The following is a 22,369-nucleotide window of genomic DNA, read 5'->3' on the forward strand; positions in this document are numbered from 1 at the left end:
TTAGTGTCGAAAAGGCCGGCAACAAACGCCACCGGCCCAGCGCTTAGATCACAGCGCGGCTAGCGCATCCACCAATTTACCCGCACCAAACCGATAGGGATCAGTGGCGGACAGGCCCATCTCGGCCTCAACCTCGGCGATATAGGCCAAAGCGTCCTCTTCGCTTAGGTTCTGCGTGTTGATCGACACCCCGACAACCTGACAGGCCGGATTCGCGATCCGGGCCATCGGAAGGGCGGCGTCGCGCAGTTCAGGCAGCGTCGGCAAAGAATATTCCGGCAAGCCGCGCATATGGGTCCGGGTGGGTTCGTGGCACAGGATCAGCGCATCCGGTTGGCCGCCATGGATCAGCGCCATGGTCACGCCGGAATAAGATACATGATAAAGCGAACCCTGCCCTTCGATGTGATCCCAGTGATCTGCGTCATTCTCGGGCGTTAGGTATTCAACCGCACCCGCCATGAAATCGGCCACGACCGCGTCCAGTGGAACGCCCTGCCCGGTGATCAGAATGCCCGTCTGCCCCGTGGCACGGAAGGTCGACTTCATCCCCCGCTTGCGCATCTCGGCATCCATCGACATGGCGGTATACATCTTGCCCGCGGAACAATCGGTGCCCACGGCCAGACAGCGCTTGCCTGCGCGCTTACGACCATTTGCAATCGGATACCCAACGGTCGGCACCCGCACATCATGCAACGTGCAACCATGAGTCTGAGCAGCCGCGACCAGATCGCCCTCATCACGCAGCAGGTTGTGCAGGCCGGACGCCAGATCATAGCCCATCTCCAGCGCTTCGATCAGCACCTTCTTCCACGCTGCGCTGATCACACCGCCGCGATTGGCAACGCCGATCACCAACGTCTTTGCCCCGGCGGCCTTGGCTTCGGCAAGCGTCATATCCGTCATGCCAAGATCGGCCTTACAGCCGTCCATGCGGTATTGACCCACGGCGTTTTCCGGTCGCCAGTCGCGGATTCCGATGGCAACCTTTGCCGCCAACTGGTCGGGCGCATCGCCCAAAAACAACAGATACGGTGTCTCGATCATTGCGGTGCACTCCTTTGATTCCGGCGCAGATTATTGAAGCACCCGAACGAGTGTTTCGCGTTTTCCCGCAAGGACGCCGGGTCGCGAGGGATAATTTTGCGTAATTTTTACCTGACGCGCAAAATTATCCCAAGTTTTCAAAGCGATTAAACTTTAACCTCCAGCGACGCAGCGTATTACGGTGAATGCTGCGATTGCATTGCCGCATCTGCACAAAGACGCTTGCGCAGCACCGCGCAATTTAATACCTCAAGAAGCAAGAAAATCGCAATTTCCTTTCTCGCACGAGGTCCAGATGAGCTTTCGCATCCAACCCGCCGCCCCCGCGCGCCCCAACCGCTGCCAATTGTTCGGGCCGGGATCAAACACCAAACTGTTCCCGAAAATGGCCGCGTCTGCAGCCGATGTGATCAATCTGGACCTTGAGGACTCGGTCGCACCTAGTGACAAGGGTGCAGCCCGCGCCAATGTAATCGAAGCGCTGAACACCATCGACTGGGGCGGCAAGTATATGTCCGTCCGCATCAACGGGCTGGACACACCTTACTGGTACCGTGACGTGGTTGATCTGCTGGAACAGGCAGGCGATCGTCTGGACCAGATCATGATCCCTAAAGTCGGATGCGCAGCAGATGTCTACGCTGTAGACGCGCTGGTCACAGCGATCGAGCGCGCCAAGGGCCGCGCCAAGCCCGTCAGCTTTGAGGTGATCATCGAATCCGCCGCAGGCATCGCCCATGTCGAGGAAATTGCGGCCTCTTCGCCCCGAATGCAGGCCATGAGCCTTGGTGCTGCGGACTTTGCCGCCTCGATGGGGATGCAGACCACCGGCATCGGTGGCACGCAGGAAAACTATTACATGCTGCGCGAGGGCGAAAAGCACTGGTCTGATCCGTGGCACTGGGCGCAGGCCGCCATCGTCGCCGCTTGCCGCACCCATGGCGTGTTGCCCGTGGATGGGCCGTTCGGCGATTTCTCGGATGACGAAGGCTATATCGCGCAGGCCAAACGCTCGGCCACTTTGGGCATGGTCGGCAAATGGGCGATCCATCCCAAGCAGATCGCGCTGGCCAATCAGGTCTTCACCCCGTCGGAAGAGGCCGTGTCCGAGGCCCGCGAAATCCTTGCTGCGATGGAACAGGCAAAGGCCAACGGCGAAGGCGCAACGGTTTACAAGGGGCGTCTGGTAGACATCGCGTCGATCAAACAGGCCGAGGTCATCGTGGCGCAGGCTGAATTGATCGCCGCAAACGGTTGAAACTGAAAAGGCGCCCCGAAGGGCGCCTTTTTCTTAACGGCCAAAGACGTCGTTGGGGGTCCAGGTGAACCGCTCGCCTTTCTTGCCCCATTTCATCATCAGGCAAGACGTTCCGTATTTCTGAAAATACTTGATCTTCAGGGGGTACCATCCAGCCTGCGGGACTTCGACCTCGGTCCTCTGGTTTGCATCGCAACCCTGACGACCATTGAAATACCCGATCTGCTGCCCGCCGACCCAAGCGTCGATCCCGTCATTGGACCATGTCTCAAGCTCGTAGACACCGGGCGCGTTGAACTTGATATAACCGGTGATCTCAGCCGCGACGTTGAACGCTTCGTTGAACGTCAGCACCGGGTCGCCTTCTGACGTATCGCGGTAGTCCAACCCGCGCAACGGCTGACCCGGCTTGGCCTTTTTCAGCAAAAAATCGACCTTGGACAGGTTCTGGATCTTGCGTGGAGGATTACCCTCCCATGCATACTTCACGTTAAGCCCCGCTTTTGGACTGGGCTGGGGGCTGGCAGGTTGCAGCTTGAGCGGCGCTGTCATGGCCGCACCGGCAATCATCGCGAATACTGCGACGAGCGCCCCTGTTCTGAAGAGTTTCATTTTCTCCTCCCTGAGAGTCATCCCGCGGGGTATGTTCCCCGTCAAATTAGGTCATTAACTGACACTAGGGTGTGAAAATTAACCCCGCAAGACGGTTAAACATCACAATCGCAAGGCTAAGCACGCATATCTTTGGGCGAATCCATGACGACATAAGACGTAATCGACGTGACATGGGGCAGCGTTCCCAGCACATCCGTATGAAAGGTCTTATATGCCGGAAGGTCTGCGCATTCGACGCGCAGCAGGTATTCTATGGTGCCAGTGATGTTGTGACACTCAACCACTTCGGGGGCACGCTGAAGGGCGCGCTCGAACCCTTCCTGCGCGGCTTTGGTATGTTCACCCAGCCCCACGCCGATATAGGCCACAAACCCCACACCAACCGCCGCCGGGTTCAACACCGCGCGATATCCGGCGATCACCCCTGAACGCTCCAGCTCTTGCACACGGCGCAGGCAGGCAGACGGGGAAAGCCCGACACGTTCGGCCAGATCCAGATTGCTGATCCGTCCATCACGCGAAAGCTCGTGCAATATTTGCTGATTTATTTGATCTATCTTGGTCATTGATTGCAAAACTATGACAATCACGCACAAAAACGCAATTTCATTTGCCCTATGCGCAGTAATTATCCCATTCATGACATATGAGATTCTTCTGGCCCTGATCACGTTTGCCTTTGTTTCGTCCATTACACCGGGACCAAACAACCTGATGCTGATGGCATCGGGTGCGAACTTTGGCTTTCGCCGGACAGTCCCGCACATGTTGGGGATCGGATTGGGCTTTACGGTGATGGTTCTGCTTGTCGGGGCCGGTTTGGTGCAGGTCTTTGATCGGTTCCCAATCAGCTATACGATCCTGAAAACCGCCTCGGTCCTTTATCTGCTGTTTCTTGCCTGGAAAGTCGCTCATGCGGCGCCGGCCAAGGCGGGGGCGACCTCGGGCACGCCGATGACCTTTTTACAGGCCGCAGCTTTTCAATGGGTCAACCCTAAGGCATGGGTCATGGCACTGACCGCCACAACCGCCTACACGCCCGAGCAGACTCTGAACGCCATCGTTGTCGTTGCGTTGGTCTTTGGCGCGGTGAACCTGCCCTCGGTCAGTACGTGGACGGTTCTGGGGCAGCAGATGGCGCGCGTGTTGACTAACCCGAAACGGTTGTCGGTGTTCAACTGGACCATGGCGATATTGCTGGTGGCCTCGCTGTACCCCGTTCTATGGCCGACGTAACCGGCTTCTTGGCGAAGAAATCTGACGGCAACAAAGGCCGATCGCATTGCCCGAGTTGCATCCGGCGCGACGTCAGGTCATATAGCAGGGAAATTCCGCGTTGAGAGGCGTCATGACCCAGTATCTGGATTTCGAAAAACCCCTGGCCGAGATTGAAGGCAAGGCCGAGGAATTGCGCGCGCTGGCCCGCGCCAACGAAGAGATGGACGTGGCCGAAGAAGCCGCCGCACTGGACGCCAAGGCCGCCAAGCTGCTGGACGAGCTTTACGCGGATCTGACCCCGTGGCGCAAATGTCAGGTGGCACGGCACCCTGAACGCCCACATTGTCAAGACTACGTCAAGGAACTGTTCACCGAATTCACTCCGCTGGCCGGGGACAGAAACTTTGCCGACGATCTGGCCGTGATAGGTGGTCTAGCGCGCTTCAACGACCAGCCGGTCATGGTGATCGGGCACGAAAAAGGCTCGGACACCAAGTCACGGATCGAGCGGAATTTCGGCATGGCGCGGCCCGAAGGATACCGCAAAGCCGTCCGACTGATGGAAATGGCAGGGCGGTTTGGGCTGCCGGTCATCACCCTTATCGACACGGCTGGGGCCTACCCCGGCAAAGGCGCGGAAGAGCGCGGCCAGTCCGAAGCGATCGCCCGCTCAACCGAGATGTGCCTGAAAATCGGCGTACCTTTGGTTTCGGTCATCATAGGCGAAGGCGGCTCGGGCGGGGCGGTGGCGTTTGCCACGGCAAACCGCGTGGCGATGCTGGAGCATTCGGTTTACTCGGTCATCTCGCCCGAAGGCTGCGCGTCGATTCTGTGGAAAGATTCGGAAAAGATGCGCGAAGCGGCAGAGGCCCTGCGCCTGACCGCGCAAGACCTTTACAAACTGGGCGTCTGCGACCGTATCATTACCGAACCTAAAGGTGGCGCTCATCGTGATCGCGCCTCTGCGGTTGACTCGGTTCGCGCAGCGATTGCCGCAATGCTGAACGAACTGGACGGCAAAGACGCGGCCGCTCTGATCCGCGACCGCCGTCAAAAATTCCTCGATATCGGTTCCAAAGGGCTGGCCGCGTAACGCGCCTAGCCCCCCAACTGCCGCAACAGCGCCACCGAGGGTTCGCCCGTCACTGGCAGGCCCTTGGCGCCCTGATAGGCGCTGATGGCGGATTTCGTGTTATTCCCGATCACACCGTCTGCGCCCTGCGTATCATACCCGGCGGCAGTCAATCGGCGTTGCAGTTCCTTGCGATCTTCCAGCGTCAAACCCGTGGCATCCGGCCCGAACGATGCCTGGAACGGCGCACCGCCAGCGATCCGGTCGGACAAGTGCCCGACGCCAATCGCATAGCTGTCCGAATTATTATACCGCTTGATCACCTGAAAATTGCGGAAAACAGCAATACTTGGCCCCGGCTTTTGCGGCTGCAGAACCGCGACCGGCGTGCCCGAGACTGTTCCAACCTCGCCACCCCAAGGCTGCCCGCGCACCCATCCCGCGCGGGCCAGATATGCCGCTGTAGACGCAAGTGAATCTGTTGGGTCATCAGACCAGATATCACGCCGTCCATCGCCGGTGAAATCCACCGCATAGGCAAGGTACGAGGTCGGAATGAACTGGGTGTGGCCCATTGCGCCTGCCCAGCTTCCAGTCATCTTGTCGGGCGTCGTGTCGCCCTCCTGAATGATCTGCAGGGCCGCAATCAATTGCTTTTCAAAGAATGCACCCCGCCGCCCGTCATAAGCCAGTGTCGAGGTCGCCGAGATCACGGGCACATCACCACGGCGGGCACCATAGCGGCTTTCAAGTCCCCAGACCGCAACGATAACCTCTTTGTCGACACCGTATTGCGCTTCAATCTTGGACAACGTCGCGGCGTGGCGGACCATCATCTGTTGACCCGTCTCAATCCGCTCATCCGAGGCGGCGATAGCCAGATAGTCTTCGAGCGAGCGCTTGAACTCAACCTGATTGCGATCGCGTTCGATCACGTCAGGCAAATAACCCGCCCCCTGAAGGGCCCGATTGATTGTGGATTGCGAAATGCCCTGCGCGGCCGCGCGGCCTTTGAAACCGGCCACCCAGGCATCCCAGCCCGAGTTCGGAACGGCACGCATTCGCGATGCAGGTGCATTGGACTGCGTCCCTGCGGAACATGCAGTCAAAAGGGCGGACCCGAGGCCGACAGAAAATACTCGACGATTGATCATGGCTGAAATCTGCTCTTGTTGTGATTTGGTCCAGAGTACAACAGAGCCGCGCCCTAAACCAGAACGACGAACCAGGTCAGAGCAGACGCAGGGCGCTCGGCGACAAGTCGCCTAGCTGACCAGCATCCTCAGACCCTGCGTGACATCCGAACGCACCGCGAGACGCAAACCGGGTTCATCCCCGGCCTTGAGCGCGGCAATGATCAACTTGTGGTAATGCGGTGGCTCGGTCCGACGCAGACGGCCATACAAAGCGCGCATCGTCGGTCCCAATTGCAGCCAGACGGTTTCGGCTATGGCCAGCATCGCGGGTGCCTGCGCCCTCAGGTAAAGGGTCCGGTGAAACTCAAGATTGGTCCGGATATAGCCGACAGCATCGCGTTTGGTGACCATTTCAGCCACGTTCATGTTGATGCTTTGAAGCCGGTCGATCAAAGCCATATGCGCCCGAGGCAAAGCGCGGCTTGCCAGTTCAACCTCAAGCAGGGCGCGCAGGGCCGCCAGCTCTTCGATCCGGTCATTCGTCAACTCGGGCGTCGAGACACGGCCGGATGAGGACAGAAACAGCGCGCCTTCGGCTGCCAGACGCCGCACCGCTTCGCGCGCCGGGGTCATCGAAACACCAAACTCTTTGCCGATCCCGCGCAAAGTCAGGGCCTGACCCGGCGAAATCTCACCGTGCATGATACGGGCGCGCAGGGCACGGTAAACCCGGTCATGTGTTGCTGTTTGGGTTTCTGAAGGACGAGCGCTTAACATGCCCCCATGTGATCACAAACTGACCTGCGGTCAACTCATGGCAGTATCGAATCTATACTGATGAAGCTGCGCCCCGTTGTCGCGCAGCCACCGTCTTTGGTCTTTGTAGTCCCCGAAAATGCGCTCAACCTGCGCCCAAAACGCGGGCGAGTGGTTCATTTCTGCCAAATGCGCAACCTCATGCGCCGCGACGTAATGCAGGATATCGGACGGGGCCAATATCAACCGCCAAGAAAACATCAAACCACCTGTCGAACTGCACGACCCCCAGCGAGACCGCGTATCCCGGATCGTCAGGCTGGAATACGGACGTCCCAACATGGCCGCATAATCATCGCACGCCCCGGTAAGACGATCCCGCGCCAGTTCCTTGAGAAATCTGCCCAAACGTCGCGCCTCGGCGCCCTTTGGGACTGCGATTTCATCAGTGCCCATCTGCACACGACGTCCGCTGGCGGGAACGATTCGCCGTGCGACGCCCTCGACCGGGATACTTTGACCAAACTGGACAACCGACAGCTCCGGTCTGTCCTCAAGATGTTGCCGGATCCAGTCTTCTTTCATACGTGCAAAGTTCAGCGCCTCGGCCTCAGGCACGCCTTGCGGGTAAGTCAGTGTAACGCGCCCGTCCAATTGGGAAATTCGCAGGCTGATCCGTCGCGCCCGTGCTGACTTGCGCAATGTCAGCGGCACCGGAGGCGTCCCGGGCAGTGCGTGTTCTCCCATATGCCTGTTTCTCCTGCTCAAAGGCTTTGACAGTACCCGCCGCATGTGGCACGTGACCTGAATCGTTGATACAACTCACCTGATATCAAGGGGAATTGACATGCCCAAGGAAGAATGGGGTGTAAAGCGCGTTTGCCCGACAACCGGTAAGCGGTTTTATGACCTGAACAAGGACCCGATCGTTAGCCCCTATACCGGCGAGATCGTGGAGCTTGAAACCGGCAAAAGCCGGATGATCGCCGCAGATGCGGAAGACGCAGCATCGGCCAAAGCGCGTGAGAACGCGTCGGATGAAGATATTGTTCTGGATGATGACGACAACGTCGACGTTGAACTGGACGACGATCTGCTGGACGATGATGACGACGACAATGATAACGTCTCGCTGGACGACATCACTGACATGTCGTCTGAGGACGAAAACTAATTCCGGTCAGAGGCGGCCCCGCGCCGCCTCGAACCGTCCCGGACGGCGGGCTGAAAGTTTTTGGTCACTCAGCCTGTTTTTGGACTTGCGCTAACCGCCACTGTCTCATAAACGTCCGTCCACTGCTTCGGCAGTACTTGTATGGGGCCTTAGCTCAGTTGGGAGAGCGCTTGCATGGCATGCAAGAGGTCAGGGGTTCGACTCCCCTAGGCTCCACCAAAACCTAACAATACAACTGGATAGTATGCACTAGAGCGGTGTGACACACAGGTGTGACACAAAATGAAGCTGTATGCGAAAGAATAGTTGTCTTCACTTACGGAAGCATAGTGTCTCAATTGGCACCCTTATTACACGCTAAGCAGGACGTTATGGCTCACGGGCGTCCAGATACTCTCGGGTTAAGCCCTTTTGAGTGTCAGATGGTATCGTCCCAAAATTAGGTTGTTGGTTGTTCGGGTGCGTCACCCAGAGCCAGCAGCAAAAGAATAGCCAAAAGGGGTGATCCAACCAGACCGATCAGGAACCAGATCAAACCAGACCGGTTGCGCCGCCCTGCCATCGTGATCGGCAGGATATAAAGCCAGATCACGACAACCAGCAAGATGAGCATAAAAATCAACTGGATAACTGGTGCGTCCATGAAATTTTGCCTTTCGTATCTTGACGCCATTTTTAAAACGGCTGATCCGGCAAGATAGACAATGGCCCGAAAGCGTTTTCGGGTATTAATTTAGCTCGACATGGGTCCCGGGCGTCCCAACCCTCTCCCTTTGGGTTCCTTGGCTATCAGACAGTGCCGTCCAAATGGTTGGTGCTTTCCGGGTCACAAGGTAGCAAGGTCGGCAAAACGGATAAAGTGGGTGTTTAAGGAAACTTTTAAAGCGCCTTTTCAATGAACTTTGAAAAAAGCTCACCCTGCGAGTTGATCCTAAGTTTCGCGTAAATGTTGCGTCTGTGGATGCGGACTGTGCCTGGAGAGATGCCGAGAATTGTGCCAACAGCTTCTGCCGAATGGCCCTTCAATGTGAACTCAACGACTTCTCGTTCTCGTGGCGTCAGAACGCCATCGCCAAATGCCTGGAATGCTAGATCGACGCGACGACTAACGCCATTCGCGGCGGCGCCGCGGGCCATCGTTGGAAAGTCACGCCAATGTTTGCAACAGGCTGCCCGAACGAGCGGCCATAGAGCGTGCAAATGACGAATTTCCTTGGCGGAAAAAGGCTTCTCTGCTCGCATGAGCGAGACCACAACCATCCCAGTGCTCGGGATATCGATAAAGTAGCCAATCTCCTCCGCTAACCCAGTCCTTTTGTAATAGCTGCGATAGTATTCGCCCTGATAGAACCTGTCCGGTGCGATATCGCGCATGCGGTACAGACCCGGTGTAATTGGTTTTGTCGCGGCCAAAAAAAATGGATCAAGTACGTACGGCCCGGCTTGGTAGTCCTCAACAAAAATACGCCGTTTGCCTTTGGGGAAATCGTCGTGAAGGTCTATTGGTGCTTCGGTTCCGACATGACCAAACACCACCGTAAAATCGAATGGTGCGACCTGCCGTAAGCCATCTGCCAAAGCACATGGAAATTCTGGGGTTCCGATCTTCTCCACGACCCTGCCGGCCTCTTCCATCCAATCGTACACACGCCGCTCCAGATTTTCGAAAAGCACCTCTATACCCCAATTGTGGTATATACAGTTATTCCGAGTTATTGTTACTTTTTCCTTGTTTGAGTGGTATGCCAACAAATGCCAAAAAATCAAGCAAAAGGAAAACGGCAGTATATGAGCTTTGACATGAGCGTCACCATGCAGACGATTGCGGAACTCCGAGGAGTGACCAAGACCTTCGGGAATGTGGTCGCCGCCAAAGACCTGAATCTTTCCATTGGGAAAGGAGAGTTCCTGTCGTTTTTAGGCCCATCTGGTTGCGGCAAAACCACTGCGCTTAGAATGTTGGCAGGTTTCGAGAAGCCAACCGAAGGTCGGGTGTTGCTCGATGGAGAAGTCGTCAACGACTTGGATGCGCACCATCGCCCAGTCAACATGGTGTTTCAGCACTATGCTCTTTTTCCTCACCTAAGCGTGTTCGACAACATCGCGTACGGCCTGCGCCAACAACGACCACGCGTAGACAAACAAACAATCACGACAAAGGTTGAGCAAGCGCTGGAAACTGTCCGTCTTGGCGGGTTTGGCCCACGTCGCATCTGGGAGATGTCTGGTGGTCAGCAGCAACGCGTCGCTTTGGCGCGTGCGATCGTAAACGAGCCCAAGCTTTTGCTGCTTGATGAACCAATGGCTGCTCTGGATCGAAAGCTTCGAAAAGAAATGCAGTTTGAACTGCAGAACCTGCAACGACAACTGGGAATAACTTTTGTCCTCGTCACGCACGACCAAGAAGAAGCGCTTTCAATGTCCGACCGAATTTGTGTGATGGAAGGCGGCAGTATTGTGCAGGTTGGCAGCCCACGCGAACTCTATGACATGCCCCGCAGCCGCTACGTGGCTGGATTTGTAGGCACCTCAAATTTCTTTGATGCAACTGTGACTGACTCAGCAGCCGACCAAATCACCGTGCGTTTAGCGAGTGGCCAAAGGGTGCACGGAACTCCGGAGATTCCAATAGATGCAGGGCAGGAAGTGTGCGTTAGTATCCGCCCTGAACAGATCACGCTGACCCGCGAGCTACCCGCAGCTGAAATCGCTCTGCCAGTTACCATTCAAAATCGGATCTTCCTTGGGGAGCACACAGAATACCTTGCGCGCAACGAAGCACTGGGTGATTTCCACGTACTTGTGCCAAGGCAAGCGGAATTGAACGAGGGGACGTTCAATGCAGGAGAGCAGGCCTTTGTTTCATGGGGCGAAGGCGCACTGCTGATCCTGGAAAAATAACAAATCCCGCAATCCAACAACAGAGAGGTTCACAATGACCAAGGATAATGGGACTATTTCCAAGCAAAAGTTCATGGAAGAGCTTCGCCGGTACCAAAAGGGTTCGGTTACACGGCGACATTTCTTAGGCGTGACAGGTCTTGGGATGGCAACGGCCGTTCTGGGCACGGCCATGCCTGGGTTGCGTCCACGCCCGGCATTTGCTGCCGGAGACATTGGCGACCGAGTGATCCTCGCCACGTGGCCGAACTATCATGACGAGATGAACTTCGAAGCCTTCACGGAAGCCACTGGCGCCCATGTTCAGGTCAATGTTTTTGGCTCGAACGAAGAGATGTTGGCAAAACTACAGGCTGGAGGGTCTGGCTGGGACGTTTTCGTTCCAACTAACTACACGATCACTACGTATGTGGGTGAAGATCTGATCATCCCGCTCGATACGTCCAAACTGCCAAACTACGACGCAGGTTCATTCGAACAGCGCTTTTCGGATGCCGGTTCTGTCGATGGCCAGCTTTACGCGGTGCCAAAAAACTGGGGCACAACTGGCTTTGCAGTGAATACCAGCAAGCTTGACGGCGCTCCGACTCCGACCACATGGAAAGAGTTCTGGGACCTGACTATGGCGGGTTACTCAGGCCGGACAATGGTGCATGATTACCAACTAACCACCATCGGTAATGCCCTGAAATACTTCGGCTACTCCTTCAACTCGGTCGATGAGAAGGAACTGGCGGATGCCGAGAAATTGTTGCTGGATGCCAAACCACATCTGTTTGCAATCTCGTCGGATTATCAGCCACCGATGCGTAACGGTGACGCCTGGATGACGATGTGCTGGACAGGTGACGGTAAGCAGATGAATGTCGACATGCCTGAAATCGCCTACGTTCTGGGAACTGAGGGCGGTGAACTCTGGTCCGACTACTACGCTATTCCTAAGGGTGCACCCCATATGGATGCCGCTTATGCCTTGATCGACTTCCTGCTGAACCCGGAAGTTAATGCGAAGGAAGTCCTCGCTCATGGCTATCCATCGGCTGATGCTCGCACCAATGCGTTGCTGCCGAAGGAACTGCTGGAAGATCCGATCCTTTATCCGGCAGCTGACCTTCTGAATGCGCTCGAGTTCGGCGCAGCGGCTACGCTGACCGATCCAAACCGTGCCGAGTTGCTCGCCCGCTTCAAGTCGGCCTAAGCGGCAAGGCCGCCAATATCGGAAAAGACGAGGACAATATGACCGAACGAGGCAGAAAAGCACTGTTGCTGGCTCCAGCAGGAATATGGCTTTTGGTAATGCTTGCCCTTCCTCTGCTGGTCGTCTTCGTCTTTTCCTTTGGCGAACGGGGTGCCGCCGGAGGCTACGTACCAGCGTTTACGTTGGAACAATATGCCAACCTTCCTGCGCGATGGACGGCGTTTAAGAACACTTTGATCCTTGCACCTCTGGGAACCATCGCTGCGTTGGTAATTGCCTACCCGCTCGCCTACTTTCTTGCGGTGCGTTGTTCACCAAAGTGGAGAACTTCACTGTTGATCCTGGTGATCGTGCCGTTCTGGACATCGATCCTGATCCGGTCATACGCCTGGATTTTCATCCTTGGGGGGCGTGGCTTGCCCGCTTTACTGGAGTCGATCGGCATCGACGATGTGCGCCTGATAAATACGCCGTTCGCTGTGCTTGTGGGAATTGTCTATGGGTATCTACCTCTGATGGTTTTCCCGATTTTTGTAAGCTTGGACAAACTGGATAAACGCCTTCTGGAAGCATCGGCTGATCTCGGCTCTTCCCCATGGCGTACGTTCCGTCAGGTGACACTTCCTTTGTCGGTACCTGGTATCGCAACTGGCTGCATGCTGGTCTTCATCTTGCTGATGGGCGAGTTTCTGATCCCAGCGATCTTGGGCGGCGGAAAGGTCTTTTTCGTCGGAAATGCGCTGGTGGACCTGTTCCTGCAGTCTCGGAACTGGGCGTACGGATCGGCGGTCGCAATGACTCTGGTTGTCGTGATGCTTGTCACTGTCTCAATTTACATGAAATTCATCTCGCGCCTGGGTGGCCAGCGCGAAGATGTCTCGCTGATGTGAGGGTCCGATGCGCTTATACGCGATTTGCGTCTACCTTTTTCTCTATATTCCAATCGGCATCATCGCGCTTTTCAGCTTTAATGCCGGACGACACGCAAGCCAGTTTATGGGGTTCTCGACCCAATGGTATGGTAAAGCGCTTAACAACCCATTTGTTATGGACGCGCTCGAGACCAGTCTGCTTGCGGCATTCATAACTGCGTGCCTCGCATCCACTCTCGGAACCATGGCGGCCATCGCTTTACAAGGGGTTACGGGATGGCTCCGAACTTTGTTTGATGCGATGATTTATATTGCGATAATGATACCTGGTATCGTCATCGGCATCGCGACACTCATTGCCCTCGTCACCGTATTCGGTTGGCTAAACCCGCTTCTTGCAAGCCTATGGCCCGATGGAGCAAATCCCCCGCAACTTTCCATGGGGATGCCCACGCTTGTCGCCGCACACACCATGTTCACAATGGCGCTGGTCATAATCATCGTACGTGCAAGGCTATCGGGTATGGACCGCGCGCTCATGGAAGCTTCGGCTGACCTCTTTGCGACGCCCTGGGGCACCTTTCGACAGGTGACCCTGCCGTTGATAGCACCGGCAATTTTGGCAGGCTTCCTGCTCAGCTTCACTTTCTCATTTGATGATTTCATCATCGCGTTCTTCGTAGCTGGCTCAGAAACAACCCTGCCAATCTACATATTCTCATCCATCCGGCGCGGCGTAACGCCCGAGATCAATGCCATCGGCACTATGGTTATGGGCGCGTCGCTCTTGTTGCTCATTGCAGCGCAGCTGCTTTTGCGCCGAGGCGCCTCAAAATCGAATGATTAAATAAAGGAGCCAAGTGACATGCGGCTTGCAGGTAAGGTCGCGCTCGTGACGGGCGCGGGATCAGGAATTGGTCGGGCGGGTTCAATGGCAATGGCACAAGAGGGTGCGCATGTTGTGGTAACCGATCGCGATGCAACACTTGCTGAAGCCACTGTGGCCGCGATCGTTGCACAGGGAAATCAAGCATCTGCCATACAGCTTGATGTGACCGACGACGATGCCCTTACCAGAACCATAGACGAAGCAGTTAAAAACTTCGGTCGTCTTGACGTGTTGCACTCTCACGCTGGGTTGCAGATCGAAGGAACGCTGGAAGAAGTGGAACCAGATGGAATGGATGCTTCTTGGGCATTGAATGTCCGCGCTCACTTCATTGCCGCGCGTGCAGCCGTCCCCCATATGAAATCACACGGTGGAGGCAGCGTGATCGTCACGGCCTCCAATTCTGGGGTTCAATATGACCGGGGTATGATCGCCTATGCGACTACAAAGCACGCTGCTGTTGCGATGGTCCGGCAGATGGCAGCCGACTACGCTGCCCATGCAATCCGTTTCAATGCCCTATGTCCAGGATTTGTAGACACCCCTTTCAATGCAGGCTTCGAAAAGCAGATGGGTGGCCGGGCCAAACTGGAAAGCTACATCGAGCAGGCGATCCCCATGAGTCGATGGGCGACAGTTGAAGAGATTGGCCATGGGATCGTCTATTTAGCTTCAGATGAATCCGCTTTTATGACGGGGCAAGCCCTGGTTATCGATGGCGGTGAATGCATTTAGTGATGGTTTAGACCGCTCAAGAGAATGTCTATCGCCGCAATTCATTTTGGCGAGCACATTTCAGTCCGCTTTGGGCTCGGTGCGGTCATTCGATGCGGATCATACAAAAGCCCGCTTAGATCTAACGTAGATTTGCAGCACATTTTTTTGGGACGGTATCTAAACGCACTTTGTAACCAGTTGCCACCATACCCCCGTCAGCGGGTAGCGACCGCTGCGCCTCCGCTGCAAACGCTACTGCATTTTCTGAATTACAGGGTTTAATTTGGGGCAAAACACACTTGCAGCGTTGCAGGACCTTATCGACTGTGTGAGTGTCAAGCTACTGGCAACGCAAGACATCTTTCAAAAGGATGGTGGCGGCGGCAGTGGAATACAACACCTTGATGTACGAGCGGGTTGGAATAGATCGCATCGTTTGCAACTAAGATGTCGGGAGTTCGAGTCTTTCATCACCCACCTGTCTCCCAATGAACAACGGTACCCAGCGTCATTGCGCCAACGCATTGCAACCGATTGCAAGTCCGATGCAATAGTGCATAGTGCTTTCACCATGAATTCACGAGTTAGCCTTACCCTGAACCGAGGGTGCCAATCATGGCTGTGACCCTAAAGGACGTGGCCGCATTGGCCGGTGTTTCGCGGTCCGCCGTTTCCAGAACATTCACTGAAGGTGCGTCCGTTTCCGCCAAGACACGCAGCAAGGTTGAAAAGGCCGCGAATGAGCTGGGGTACAGCCCAAATGCGCTGGCCTCCTCGCTCACGACTGGGCGCACTAAACTGATCGGCTTGATTTCCAATAACTTTCACAACCCGATCTTCCTTGAAGTGTTCGACCAGTTCACGCGTGCTTTGCAGGAACGAGGTCTGCGCCCCCTCATCGTGAATTTGACCGATGAAACGGAACCGGCCAATTCGGTCCGGATGCTGCGGCAATATTCGGTCGATGCCGCGATCGTTGCTTCGTCCACTTTGCCTCCCAGTTTTGCCAAGGCCTTTCACGACGCCGGAGTTCCCGTCGTCCACACATTTGGGCGCTCGGCGACCTCACCCGAGGTGCATGTGGTTGGGATCGACAACGTCGAATGCGGTCGTATGGCTGCCCGCGAACTGCGCGCGCGCGGCTACAAGCGGATCGGATATCTGGGCGGACCCAAAGATGCGACCTCGGCGATGGACCGATTTCGCGGCTTCATGGAAGAGGTCGAGAGACACCCTGTTCTGGAAGTATCTCACTCGTTCGCAGGCGCATATTCATTTGAGGCCGGACGTGAGGAGATGCTGAAGCTGTTGAAGGATGATCCGGCAGAAGGGTACTTCTGCGGTGATGACATTCTGTCCATCGGCGCCTTGTCCGCATTGTCGGATCATGGCCTGAAGCCCGGCAAGGACGTCGGAATAATCGGCTTGAACGACATGGAGATGTCCCGATGGGAAAGCGTGAACCTGACGACGATTCACCAGCCGATCAAACAAATCATCACATCGTCGGTCGATCTGGTCGAAGAGATGCTGAAAGACCCACAGCGCTATCCCGAGGCGCGGATTTTTCCCTGTCGTTTGATCGAGCGAGGCACTCTGCGGCCCCGCCTCTGATCAACGGAATATCGGCGGGCGGGCGTCCGTCCAGGCTCCGTCTGCCTTGGACGAGGCGACCGCGGCATGGACCGCCGCAATGGAACGAACCCCATCGGACGGCGTGGGCAGACTGTCCCGGACCTTTCCCACAATCGCGTCGGCCAAATCGCAATAGATATTTGCAACCGCCAGAGGGAACCCTTCAGGATGCGCGATAGCGACCCGGGACAGGCGCTGCGCTTCGTCATGCAACCCGCCTTCGCCTTTTTCGATGATCTGCGTTCGGCCACCCACCGGGGTATAGATCAACTGATTGGGCTGCTCGGACGCCCAGCGAAGGCCGCCGATTTCACCAAACACCTGAATGTCAAAGCCGTGCTGGCGGCCGATAGCCACTGACGAAGTCCACAACCGTCCCACCGCGCCGCCTTCGGTGCGGAAGTTGACCATCGCGTCATCTTCCAGTTCGCGGCTTGAGATTGTCGATGCCATGTCGGCGGACAGGCTTTTGACTTCGTCATCACTGATAAAGCTCGCCATGTGCAGCGCGTGAATACCGCAATCGGCGAACTGTCCCGACACGCCCGCCATGGCGGGATCGTAGCGCCAACGGACACGAGGATTGTCCGCATCGGTGGCGTCGCCGTGATGGCCGTGGCTGAAATTGGTCACGACCAGTCGGACTTTACCGATATCCCCTGCTCGCACCATTGCTCGGGCCTGTCGGACCATCGGATAAGCGGAATAGCAGTAGTTCACCGCGCAAATCTTGCCTGAGGTTTCTGCCACGCGCACGATCTCTTCCCCCTCTTCTACCGTCATGGTCATGGGTTTTTCGCACAGGACGTTGAACCCGGCTTCAAGAAACGCCTTTGTGATTTCGAAATGGGTCGAATTCGGCGTGGCGATCGTCACCAGATCAATTCGGTCCGCCCGGTCCTTTTCACCCACCAGCATTTCTTGCCAGTCGCCATAGGCACGATCCGCAGCGACGCCTAGCCTTTGGGCGTATTCGCGACCGACATCGGGCCGATGATCCAGCGCGCCAGCAGCGAATTCGAACATCCCATCGGCCAGTGCGCCCAAACGGTGCGCAGGTCCGATCTGGCTGCCTTCGCCACCACCAATCATTCCCCATTTCAGCTTTGCCATGGTTCTCATCTCTCTTTGGTGTTTTTGTAGTTTTCAGCGCTCAGAAGTCGCCGATTTGTTTCCATTGCCGCTGCTCGGATGATGCCAAAGCCGCGGCCAGAACGCGGTTGACCTCATGCCCGTCGCGGAACGTTGGCCAAATAGCTTTTCCGGTATGAATTGCCTCAAGGAAATCCTTGGCCTCGATGATGATCTGGTCCTGATACCCGGTTCCATGTCCAGGTCCTTGACAGAACGGCTCATAGTCCGGATGGGCGGGGCCTGTCAGGATCTTGGTAAAACCTCTTTCCGCCTCAGGCCCTTCTCGACGATAGAGCCACAGGGCATTCTGATCCTCCTGATCGAACCGGATAGCTCCTTTTGTACCTGATATTTCATAGGCATAGCCCATCTTGCGGCCCGTTGAAATCCGACTGACGTAAATATTCCCCATCGCGCCATTTGCGAAACGGCACATGATCTGAGCGTGGTCATCATTTGTCACAAGACCGCCAGGACGCTCGTGGTGAACGGTTTCGACCTCGGCCATAACCTCGACAATCGGCCCGATCAGGGCCATGGTGCCGTTGACCATGTGAGGGGCCAAATCGCCGATTGTTCCGTTGGCCATTCCGGTCGTGCGCCACGTCGCCGGAGCCTCGGGATCGGCATAAAAATCCTCGGTATGCTCGCCGCGGAACCAGGTGATGTCCCCCAGCTCTCCCTGCGCAATCAGCTGGCGCGCGAACTGAGTTGCCGGGGTCCGGACATAGTTGAACCCGACCATGTTGGTGACACCTGCTGCCTCGGCCGCTGCGACCATGGCTTGACCATCTTCCAGCGACGAGCCAAGTGGTTTTTCACACAGAACCGGCTTGCCCAATGCGAACGCCGCCTCGGCAATCTGACGATGCGTCGTTTGCGGCGAGGCAATCACGACGGCCTCGACCGCCGGGTCATTGACCAGCGTGCGCCAATCCTCGGTCGACCGTCGGAAACCATAGGCTGTACGATACCGCTCGGCGCTTTCCGGGCTGGACGCGCAAATCATCTCAAGGCGCGGTCGAAGCGCAGTGTTGAACACTGCGCCGACGGCAGACATCGCGACCGAATGAGCCTTGCCCATATAGCCGCCACCAACGATTCCAATTCCGATTTCAGGCATCCGTCACGGCTCCGAACAATGTATTTGCAACCGGTTGCAAAATCAGTATCGTGTGAATCGATTCAACGCAAGGACCAACGATCCTCGCCAGCCCCTTTTTGCCGGAGGTAACGACGTGAACGCTTTGATAGACGGTATCAAAGGAAACCGGTTTGCGGTCTTTGGCCGTGCTGGCATGGACCTTTATGCCGATCCTGTTGGCGTCAAAAGCGAAGACGCGAACACGTTTCACGCGGATCTGGGCGGGTCATCGGCGAACATCTGCGCCGGGCTGGTCAAACTGGGCAGCCAGGCGTCGCTGATCACGTCGGTCTCAGATGATGCCGTGGGCCGGTTCTGTTTGAACAAGCTGGCGCATTACGGCGTCGATACGTCCTACATCCGGGTCGTAGGTGGCGAATACCGCATGTCGCTGGCCGTCTACGAAAGCCGGATCGAGAATTTCCAGAATGTCATCTACCGAAACGGTGCCGTCGACTTTCAGGTGACCGAAGATGATATGGATGAGGTCGACTACGGTAAGTTCTCGGCGGTGATCTCTGCCGGAACGGTGTTCGCCTCGGAACCGTCGCGCAGCGCCACGTTTCGCGCGTTCGACAATGCTCGCAAGGCAGATTTGCCGGTCATTTTCGACATTGACTACCGCCCGTATAGCTGGCCATCCCCGGAGGTCGCCGCTGAGGTTCTATCGCGCGCAGGTGAAGCCAGCGACCTGATCGTCGGTAATGACGAAGAGTTCGGGTTCATGGCCGGAGGCATCGACAAGGGCTTGGACAAGGCAAAGGAACTGGCCGCAAAACCGGGCCGGATCGTCATTTACAAGATGGGCGAAAAAGGCGCAGTCACATTTGCTGACGGGCAAGAAATCGAAACCGGCATCTATCCGGTTACGGCCGTGAAACCCAATGGCGCAGGTGACAGCTTTATGGCTGGCTTGTTGGCCTCAATTGCAGCGGGCAGCGAGCTGGAAGAAGCCGTTATGCGCGGCTCGGCCTGTGCATCAATCGTCGTATCAAAACCCGGGTGTGCCCCGGCTATGCCAACATCGCCGGAACTGGACGCGTTTCTCGCCTCTCACCCCGGCCCTACGACATAGGAGACTTCCATGCATATCGCGCCCTATGACAATCAGAACAAACCCATCGTCGACGCCGATGACCCTACTGTACCGCTGAATTACTTTAACATCGTCAAACTGAGAAACGGCGAGGCGTTCGAGTATCAGGTGCCGGGCTATGAGACCTGCATCGTTCCAGCCACCGGCAGTGTCGACGTTGACGTTGAGGGCGTACAATTCGCCAAGCTGGGCAACCGGGGCGAAGACGTTTGGGACGGTGAGCCGGAAGGCGTTTACGTTCCTGTCGGTGCCAAGGTCCAATTGGTCTGCGTGTCGGACGAGACTGAAGTGTTCGTTGCAGGAGCCAAATACGACAAGGTGCTGGACCCTTTCGACGTGCGCGAACATGACTTGGTTCAATACGGCAGCGACGACACTAAAACTCATCGAAAGATCAAGCACATCCTCGGCCAGAAACAGCACGACAAGGTTGGCCGTCTACTGGTCAGTGAACTCTTCACCGTTGGCCAAGGCGGCTGGTCCGGCTTCCCCAGCCATAAGCACGACACCAATCGTCTGCCGGACGAGACCCGGCACGACGAGACATACAACTTCCGCTTCAAACCCAACTGGGGCTCGGGCCTGCAAATGTTGCAACGCGAGGACAACGAGCCGGGTGACGCCTATCACATCGTCGACGGCTCAACGATCTGCATCGACAAGGGCTACCACCCCTGCTGCGTGCTACCCGGGTACGAGATGTATTATTTCACCATTCTCGGCGGTCTGACACAACGTTCTCTGGTCCAGTTTTTTCAACCCACCCATGCCTATCAGATCGAAACGATCCCGGGCATCAAAGACATGATTGCCAAGTTCAAATGACACTGGCCACCCTGAAAGACGTTCTGATCCCGGCGTATGAACAAGGTTATGCTGTGGGTGGCCTTGTCACCCTTGGGTGGGAAGACATGCGCGCCTATGTGGCCGCAGCTGAAGCCGAAAACGCGCCGGTGATCCTGCAGGCGGGCCCAAGCTGCCGCGAGCATTCTCCGCTGCCCATTCTGGGTAAGATGTTCCGCCACCTGGCCGAGAACGCTTCGGTCCCGGTCGTAGCGCATCTGGATCATGGTTACACGTTCGAGGAGTGCAAGATCGCGTTGGACAGCGGATTTACGTCGCTGATGTTCGACGGCTCGCGCAAGCCCCTGCAACAGAATATCGACGAAACCACCGCAATAGCCGAGATGGCGCATGCGGCCGGTATATCTTGTGAGGGCGAGATCGGGTTCGTGGGCTATTCCGGTGGCGAAGGGTCGAACGGCACAGACCCGGCCGAGGCCGCAAATTTCGCCCGCGAAAGTGGTGTGGACGCGATGGCAATCTCGGTCGGCAACGTCCACCTGCAGCAAAACAAAGAGGGCGGGTTGGACGAAGAGCGCATTGCGGAAATCGACGCCGCGACCGAGGTACCTTTGGTCATTCACGGCGGCTCAGGCGTGCCGGTCGAACAGCGCAGCCGGTTGGCGCGAGAAACGTCGATCTGCAAGTTCAACATCGGAACAGAACTGCGTATGGCATTCGGCCACGCCTTGCGCGAGGCGATTAATCGCGACCCGGAACGGTTCGATCGCGTGACGATTCTGAAAGAAACCCATGACCCGGTCGAGGCCGCAGCGAGAATGGTGATCCGCGCCTTCGGAGCCCCGCCGCAAAGGTAAAGCCCGGGGCGGGGTTGGTACAGATTATCCGTCCCGCTCCATGATCCATTCGACCTCAGGGGCCGGGACGAACCGCCATTTCCGCAGCGGTCCCGCCATGACGTTCAGATAGTACATCTCGAACCCATAAGGCGCGCCGCAGGGATGATGGCCGCGCGGGACGGTCACAACATCCCCGTCCGAAACGGCCATGGTTTCATCCAACTGACCGTCATCGGTATAGACCCGCTGAATGCCAAAACCGTTGGCCGGATTCAGTCGGTGGTAATAGGTCTCTTCCAGATAGGTGATACGTGGATAGTCGTCCTCGTCATGGCGGTGGCTGGGGTAAGACGACCAGTGGCCGTTGGGTGTGAAAACTTCGGTCACCAGCAGACTGTCGGCGTAATCCTCGGTCTCCATCGCGATGTTGTTGATATAGCGCGTATTCACGCCCTTTCCCCGTTCCGTCAGGGTGATACCGTCCGGCCCGATCCGGCGCGCTTCGTGACCACCTTTGCCTGGCGCGGAACACGCAGCGATTACGCAATCGGTTTCAGCCACAGCCGCCCAATCAGTACCATTCGGAAGGTACAGGCAATGCGGCGGCGTCTTCTCGAACACGTTCATCCGATCGCCCAGTACACCCCAATCCTGCCCTGCCCCAGTAATGCTGGCCTTGCCCTCAACCATGACCAGAATGACCTCACGATCGCCGGTTGCCTCGCTGACCCTATCCCCTGCCCGCAGATGGTAAAGACCAAACCCGACATAGCGCCACCCGGCACTGGCCGGAGTTATGTCATGCACTTTTCCTCTGCGCCCAAAGGGCTTTTTCAGCAGGTCCGACATGTGTTCTCTCCG

The 22,369-nt window shown here is 56.6% G+C and carries 24 protein-coding genes and 1 tRNA gene; 14 read left to right on the plus strand and 11 right to left on the minus strand.

The features are described 5' to 3' along the window. Positions 1 to 48: 48 nt before the first annotated feature. The gene (dgcN, locus tag GOX75_RS18030; protein ID WP_171125408.1) at positions 49 to 1,050 is read right to left on the minus strand and encodes an N-acetyltransferase DgcN; all 1,002 of its coding nucleotides are present in this window, start codon (positions 1,048 to 1,050) and stop codon (positions 49 to 51) included. A gap of 295 nt (positions 1,051 to 1,345) precedes the next feature. Between dgcN and GOX75_RS18035 the strand changes: the two genes are divergently transcribed. Continuing rightward, on the plus strand, positions 1,346 to 2,308 hold the full coding sequence (locus GOX75_RS18035) for an L-malyl-CoA/beta-methylmalyl-CoA lyase (RefSeq protein WP_171125410.1): 963 nt from the start codon (positions 1,346 to 1,348) through the stop codon (positions 2,306 to 2,308). Positions 2,309 to 2,341: 33 nt separating this feature from the next. On the opposite strand, the gene GOX75_RS18040 is transcribed toward GOX75_RS18035, so the two are convergent. After that, a complete protein-coding gene (locus tag GOX75_RS18040) occupies positions 2,342 to 2,920 on the minus strand; it encodes a PA14 domain-containing protein (protein WP_171125412.1) in 579 nt (192 codons plus the stop codon). Positions 2,921 to 3,036: 116 nt separating this feature from the next. Then, positions 3,037 to 3,489 carry an Lrp/AsnC family transcriptional regulator gene (locus tag GOX75_RS18045; protein ID WP_171125414.1) on the minus strand — a complete coding sequence of 151 codons (453 nt, stop codon included), beginning with the start codon at positions 3,487 to 3,489 and terminating at the stop codon, positions 3,037 to 3,039. A 73-nt stretch (positions 3,490 to 3,562) separates the two neighbouring features. Between GOX75_RS18045 and GOX75_RS18050 the strand changes: the two genes are divergently transcribed. Together GOX75_RS18050 and GOX75_RS18055 are read left to right on the plus strand one after the other, a co-directional pair. Further along, positions 3,563 to 4,159, plus strand: a complete 597-nt coding sequence (locus GOX75_RS18050) for a LysE family translocator (RefSeq protein WP_171125416.1) — start codon at positions 3,563 to 3,565, stop codon at positions 4,157 to 4,159. Positions 4,160 to 4,271: 112 nt separating this feature from the next. Further along, a complete protein-coding gene (locus GOX75_RS18055) occupies positions 4,272 to 5,234 on the plus strand; it encodes an acetyl-CoA carboxylase carboxyltransferase subunit alpha (protein ID WP_171125418.1) in 963 nt (320 codons plus the stop codon). A gap of 5 nt (positions 5,235 to 5,239) precedes the next feature. On the opposite strand, the gene GOX75_RS18060 is transcribed toward GOX75_RS18055, so the two are convergent. The 3 genes from GOX75_RS18060 to GOX75_RS18070 form a co-directional block, all read right to left on the minus strand. Beyond that, positions 5,240 to 6,367, minus strand: a complete 1,128-nt coding sequence (locus tag GOX75_RS18060) for a lytic murein transglycosylase (protein WP_171125420.1) — start codon at positions 6,365 to 6,367, stop codon at positions 5,240 to 5,242. Between the two features lie 111 nt (positions 6,368 to 6,478). Continuing rightward, positions 6,479 to 7,126 (minus strand): GntR family transcriptional regulator, encoded by a 648-nt coding sequence (locus tag GOX75_RS18065; protein WP_171125422.1) that lies wholly within the window; start codon positions 7,124 to 7,126, stop codon positions 6,479 to 6,481. 30 nt (positions 7,127 to 7,156) lie between these two features. Next, the gene (locus GOX75_RS18070) at positions 7,157 to 7,852 is read right to left on the minus strand and encodes a M48 family metallopeptidase (RefSeq protein WP_171125423.1); all 696 of its coding nucleotides are present in this window, start codon (positions 7,850 to 7,852) and stop codon (positions 7,157 to 7,159) included. Positions 7,853 to 7,952: 100 nt separating this feature from the next. On the opposite strand from GOX75_RS18070, the gene GOX75_RS18075 reads away from it, so the two are divergent. Beyond that, complete coding sequence (locus GOX75_RS18075; protein WP_170350278.1) at positions 7,953 to 8,279, plus strand: TIGR02300 family protein; 327 nt, start codon at positions 7,953 to 7,955, stop codon at positions 8,277 to 8,279. Between the two features lie 143 nt (positions 8,280 to 8,422). After that, a tRNA-Ala gene (locus GOX75_RS18080) sits at positions 8,423 to 8,498 on the plus strand. A gap of 220 nt (positions 8,499 to 8,718) precedes the next feature. Here the strand turns inward: GOX75_RS18080 and GOX75_RS18085 are convergent. Next, complete coding sequence (locus GOX75_RS18085; RefSeq protein WP_058283652.1) at positions 8,719 to 8,922, minus strand: hypothetical protein; 204 nt, start codon at positions 8,920 to 8,922, stop codon at positions 8,719 to 8,721. Positions 8,923 to 9,158: 236 nt separating this feature from the next. Continuing rightward, entirely contained in the window at positions 9,159 to 9,926 is a 768-nt protein-coding gene (locus GOX75_RS18090) for a helix-turn-helix transcriptional regulator (RefSeq protein WP_371808137.1), read from the minus strand. A gap of 153 nt (positions 9,927 to 10,079) precedes the next feature. Between GOX75_RS18090 and GOX75_RS18095 the strand changes: the two genes are divergently transcribed. The 6 genes from GOX75_RS18095 (at position 10,080) to GOX75_RS18120 (ending at position 16,470) form a co-directional block, all read left to right on the plus strand. Next, a complete protein-coding gene (locus GOX75_RS18095; RefSeq protein ID WP_254428694.1) occupies positions 10,080 to 11,180 on the plus strand; it encodes an ABC transporter ATP-binding protein in 1,101 nt (366 codons plus the stop codon). Between the two features lie 34 nt (positions 11,181 to 11,214). Beyond that, positions 11,215 to 12,378, plus strand: a complete 1,164-nt coding sequence (locus GOX75_RS18100; protein WP_171125426.1) for a PotD/PotF family extracellular solute-binding protein — start codon at positions 11,215 to 11,217, stop codon at positions 12,376 to 12,378. Between the two features lie 38 nt (positions 12,379 to 12,416). Then, entirely contained in the window at positions 12,417 to 13,268 is an 852-nt protein-coding gene (locus tag GOX75_RS18105; protein ID WP_171125429.1) for an ABC transporter permease, read from the plus strand. A gap of 7 nt (positions 13,269 to 13,275) precedes the next feature. Continuing rightward, positions 13,276 to 14,097, plus strand: coding sequence for an ABC transporter permease (locus tag GOX75_RS18110; RefSeq protein WP_171125431.1), 822 nt, complete (start codon positions 13,276 to 13,278; stop codon positions 14,095 to 14,097). 18 nt (positions 14,098 to 14,115) lie between these two features. Continuing rightward, positions 14,116 to 14,874, plus strand: a complete 759-nt coding sequence (locus tag GOX75_RS18115) for an SDR family NAD(P)-dependent oxidoreductase (protein ID WP_171125433.1) — start codon at positions 14,116 to 14,118, stop codon at positions 14,872 to 14,874. A gap of 597 nt (positions 14,875 to 15,471) precedes the next feature. Then, positions 15,472 to 16,470 carry a LacI family DNA-binding transcriptional regulator gene (locus GOX75_RS18120; protein ID WP_171125435.1) on the plus strand — a complete coding sequence of 333 codons (999 nt, stop codon included), beginning with the start codon at positions 15,472 to 15,474 and terminating at the stop codon, positions 16,468 to 16,470. On the opposite strand, the gene GOX75_RS18125 is transcribed toward GOX75_RS18120, so the two are convergent. Beyond that, entirely contained in the window at positions 16,471 to 17,604 is a 1,134-nt protein-coding gene (locus GOX75_RS18125; protein ID WP_171125436.1) for a Gfo/Idh/MocA family protein, read from the minus strand. Between the two features lie 40 nt (positions 17,605 to 17,644). Then, positions 17,645 to 18,748, minus strand: coding sequence for a Gfo/Idh/MocA family protein (locus GOX75_RS18130; protein WP_171125438.1), 1,104 nt, complete (start codon positions 18,746 to 18,748; stop codon positions 17,645 to 17,647). Between the two features lie 115 nt (positions 18,749 to 18,863). Here GOX75_RS18130 and iolC point away from each other — a divergent pair, with 115 nt between their 5' ends. The 3 genes from iolC to GOX75_RS18145 are packed head-to-tail and all read left to right on the plus strand — an operon-like array spanning position 18,864 to position 21,526. Then, complete coding sequence (iolC, locus tag GOX75_RS18135; RefSeq protein WP_171125440.1) at positions 18,864 to 19,844, plus strand: 5-dehydro-2-deoxygluconokinase; 981 nt, start codon at positions 18,864 to 18,866, stop codon at positions 19,842 to 19,844. A 9-nt stretch (positions 19,845 to 19,853) separates the two neighbouring features. Continuing rightward, positions 19,854 to 20,690 (plus strand): 5-deoxy-glucuronate isomerase, encoded by an 837-nt coding sequence (locus GOX75_RS18140; protein ID WP_171125442.1) that lies wholly within the window; start codon positions 19,854 to 19,856, stop codon positions 20,688 to 20,690. After that, complete coding sequence (locus GOX75_RS18145) at positions 20,687 to 21,526, plus strand: class II fructose-bisphosphate aldolase (RefSeq protein ID WP_171125444.1); 840 nt, start codon at positions 20,687 to 20,689, stop codon at positions 21,524 to 21,526. The genes GOX75_RS18140 and GOX75_RS18145 overlap by 4 nt, the downstream gene beginning before the upstream one ends. 24 nt (positions 21,527 to 21,550) lie before the next feature. Here GOX75_RS18145 and iolB read toward each other — a convergent pair whose 3' ends face one another. Beyond that, a complete protein-coding gene (gene iolB / locus GOX75_RS18150) occupies positions 21,551 to 22,357 on the minus strand; it encodes a 5-deoxy-glucuronate isomerase (protein WP_171125446.1) in 807 nt (268 codons plus the stop codon). Positions 22,358 to 22,369: the final 12 nt, after the last annotated feature.

Origin of the sequence: Ruegeria sp. HKCCD7251, assembly GCF_013031165.1 — a bacterium.
Taxonomy (GTDB): domain Bacteria; phylum Pseudomonadota; class Alphaproteobacteria; order Rhodobacterales; family Rhodobacteraceae; genus Ruegeria.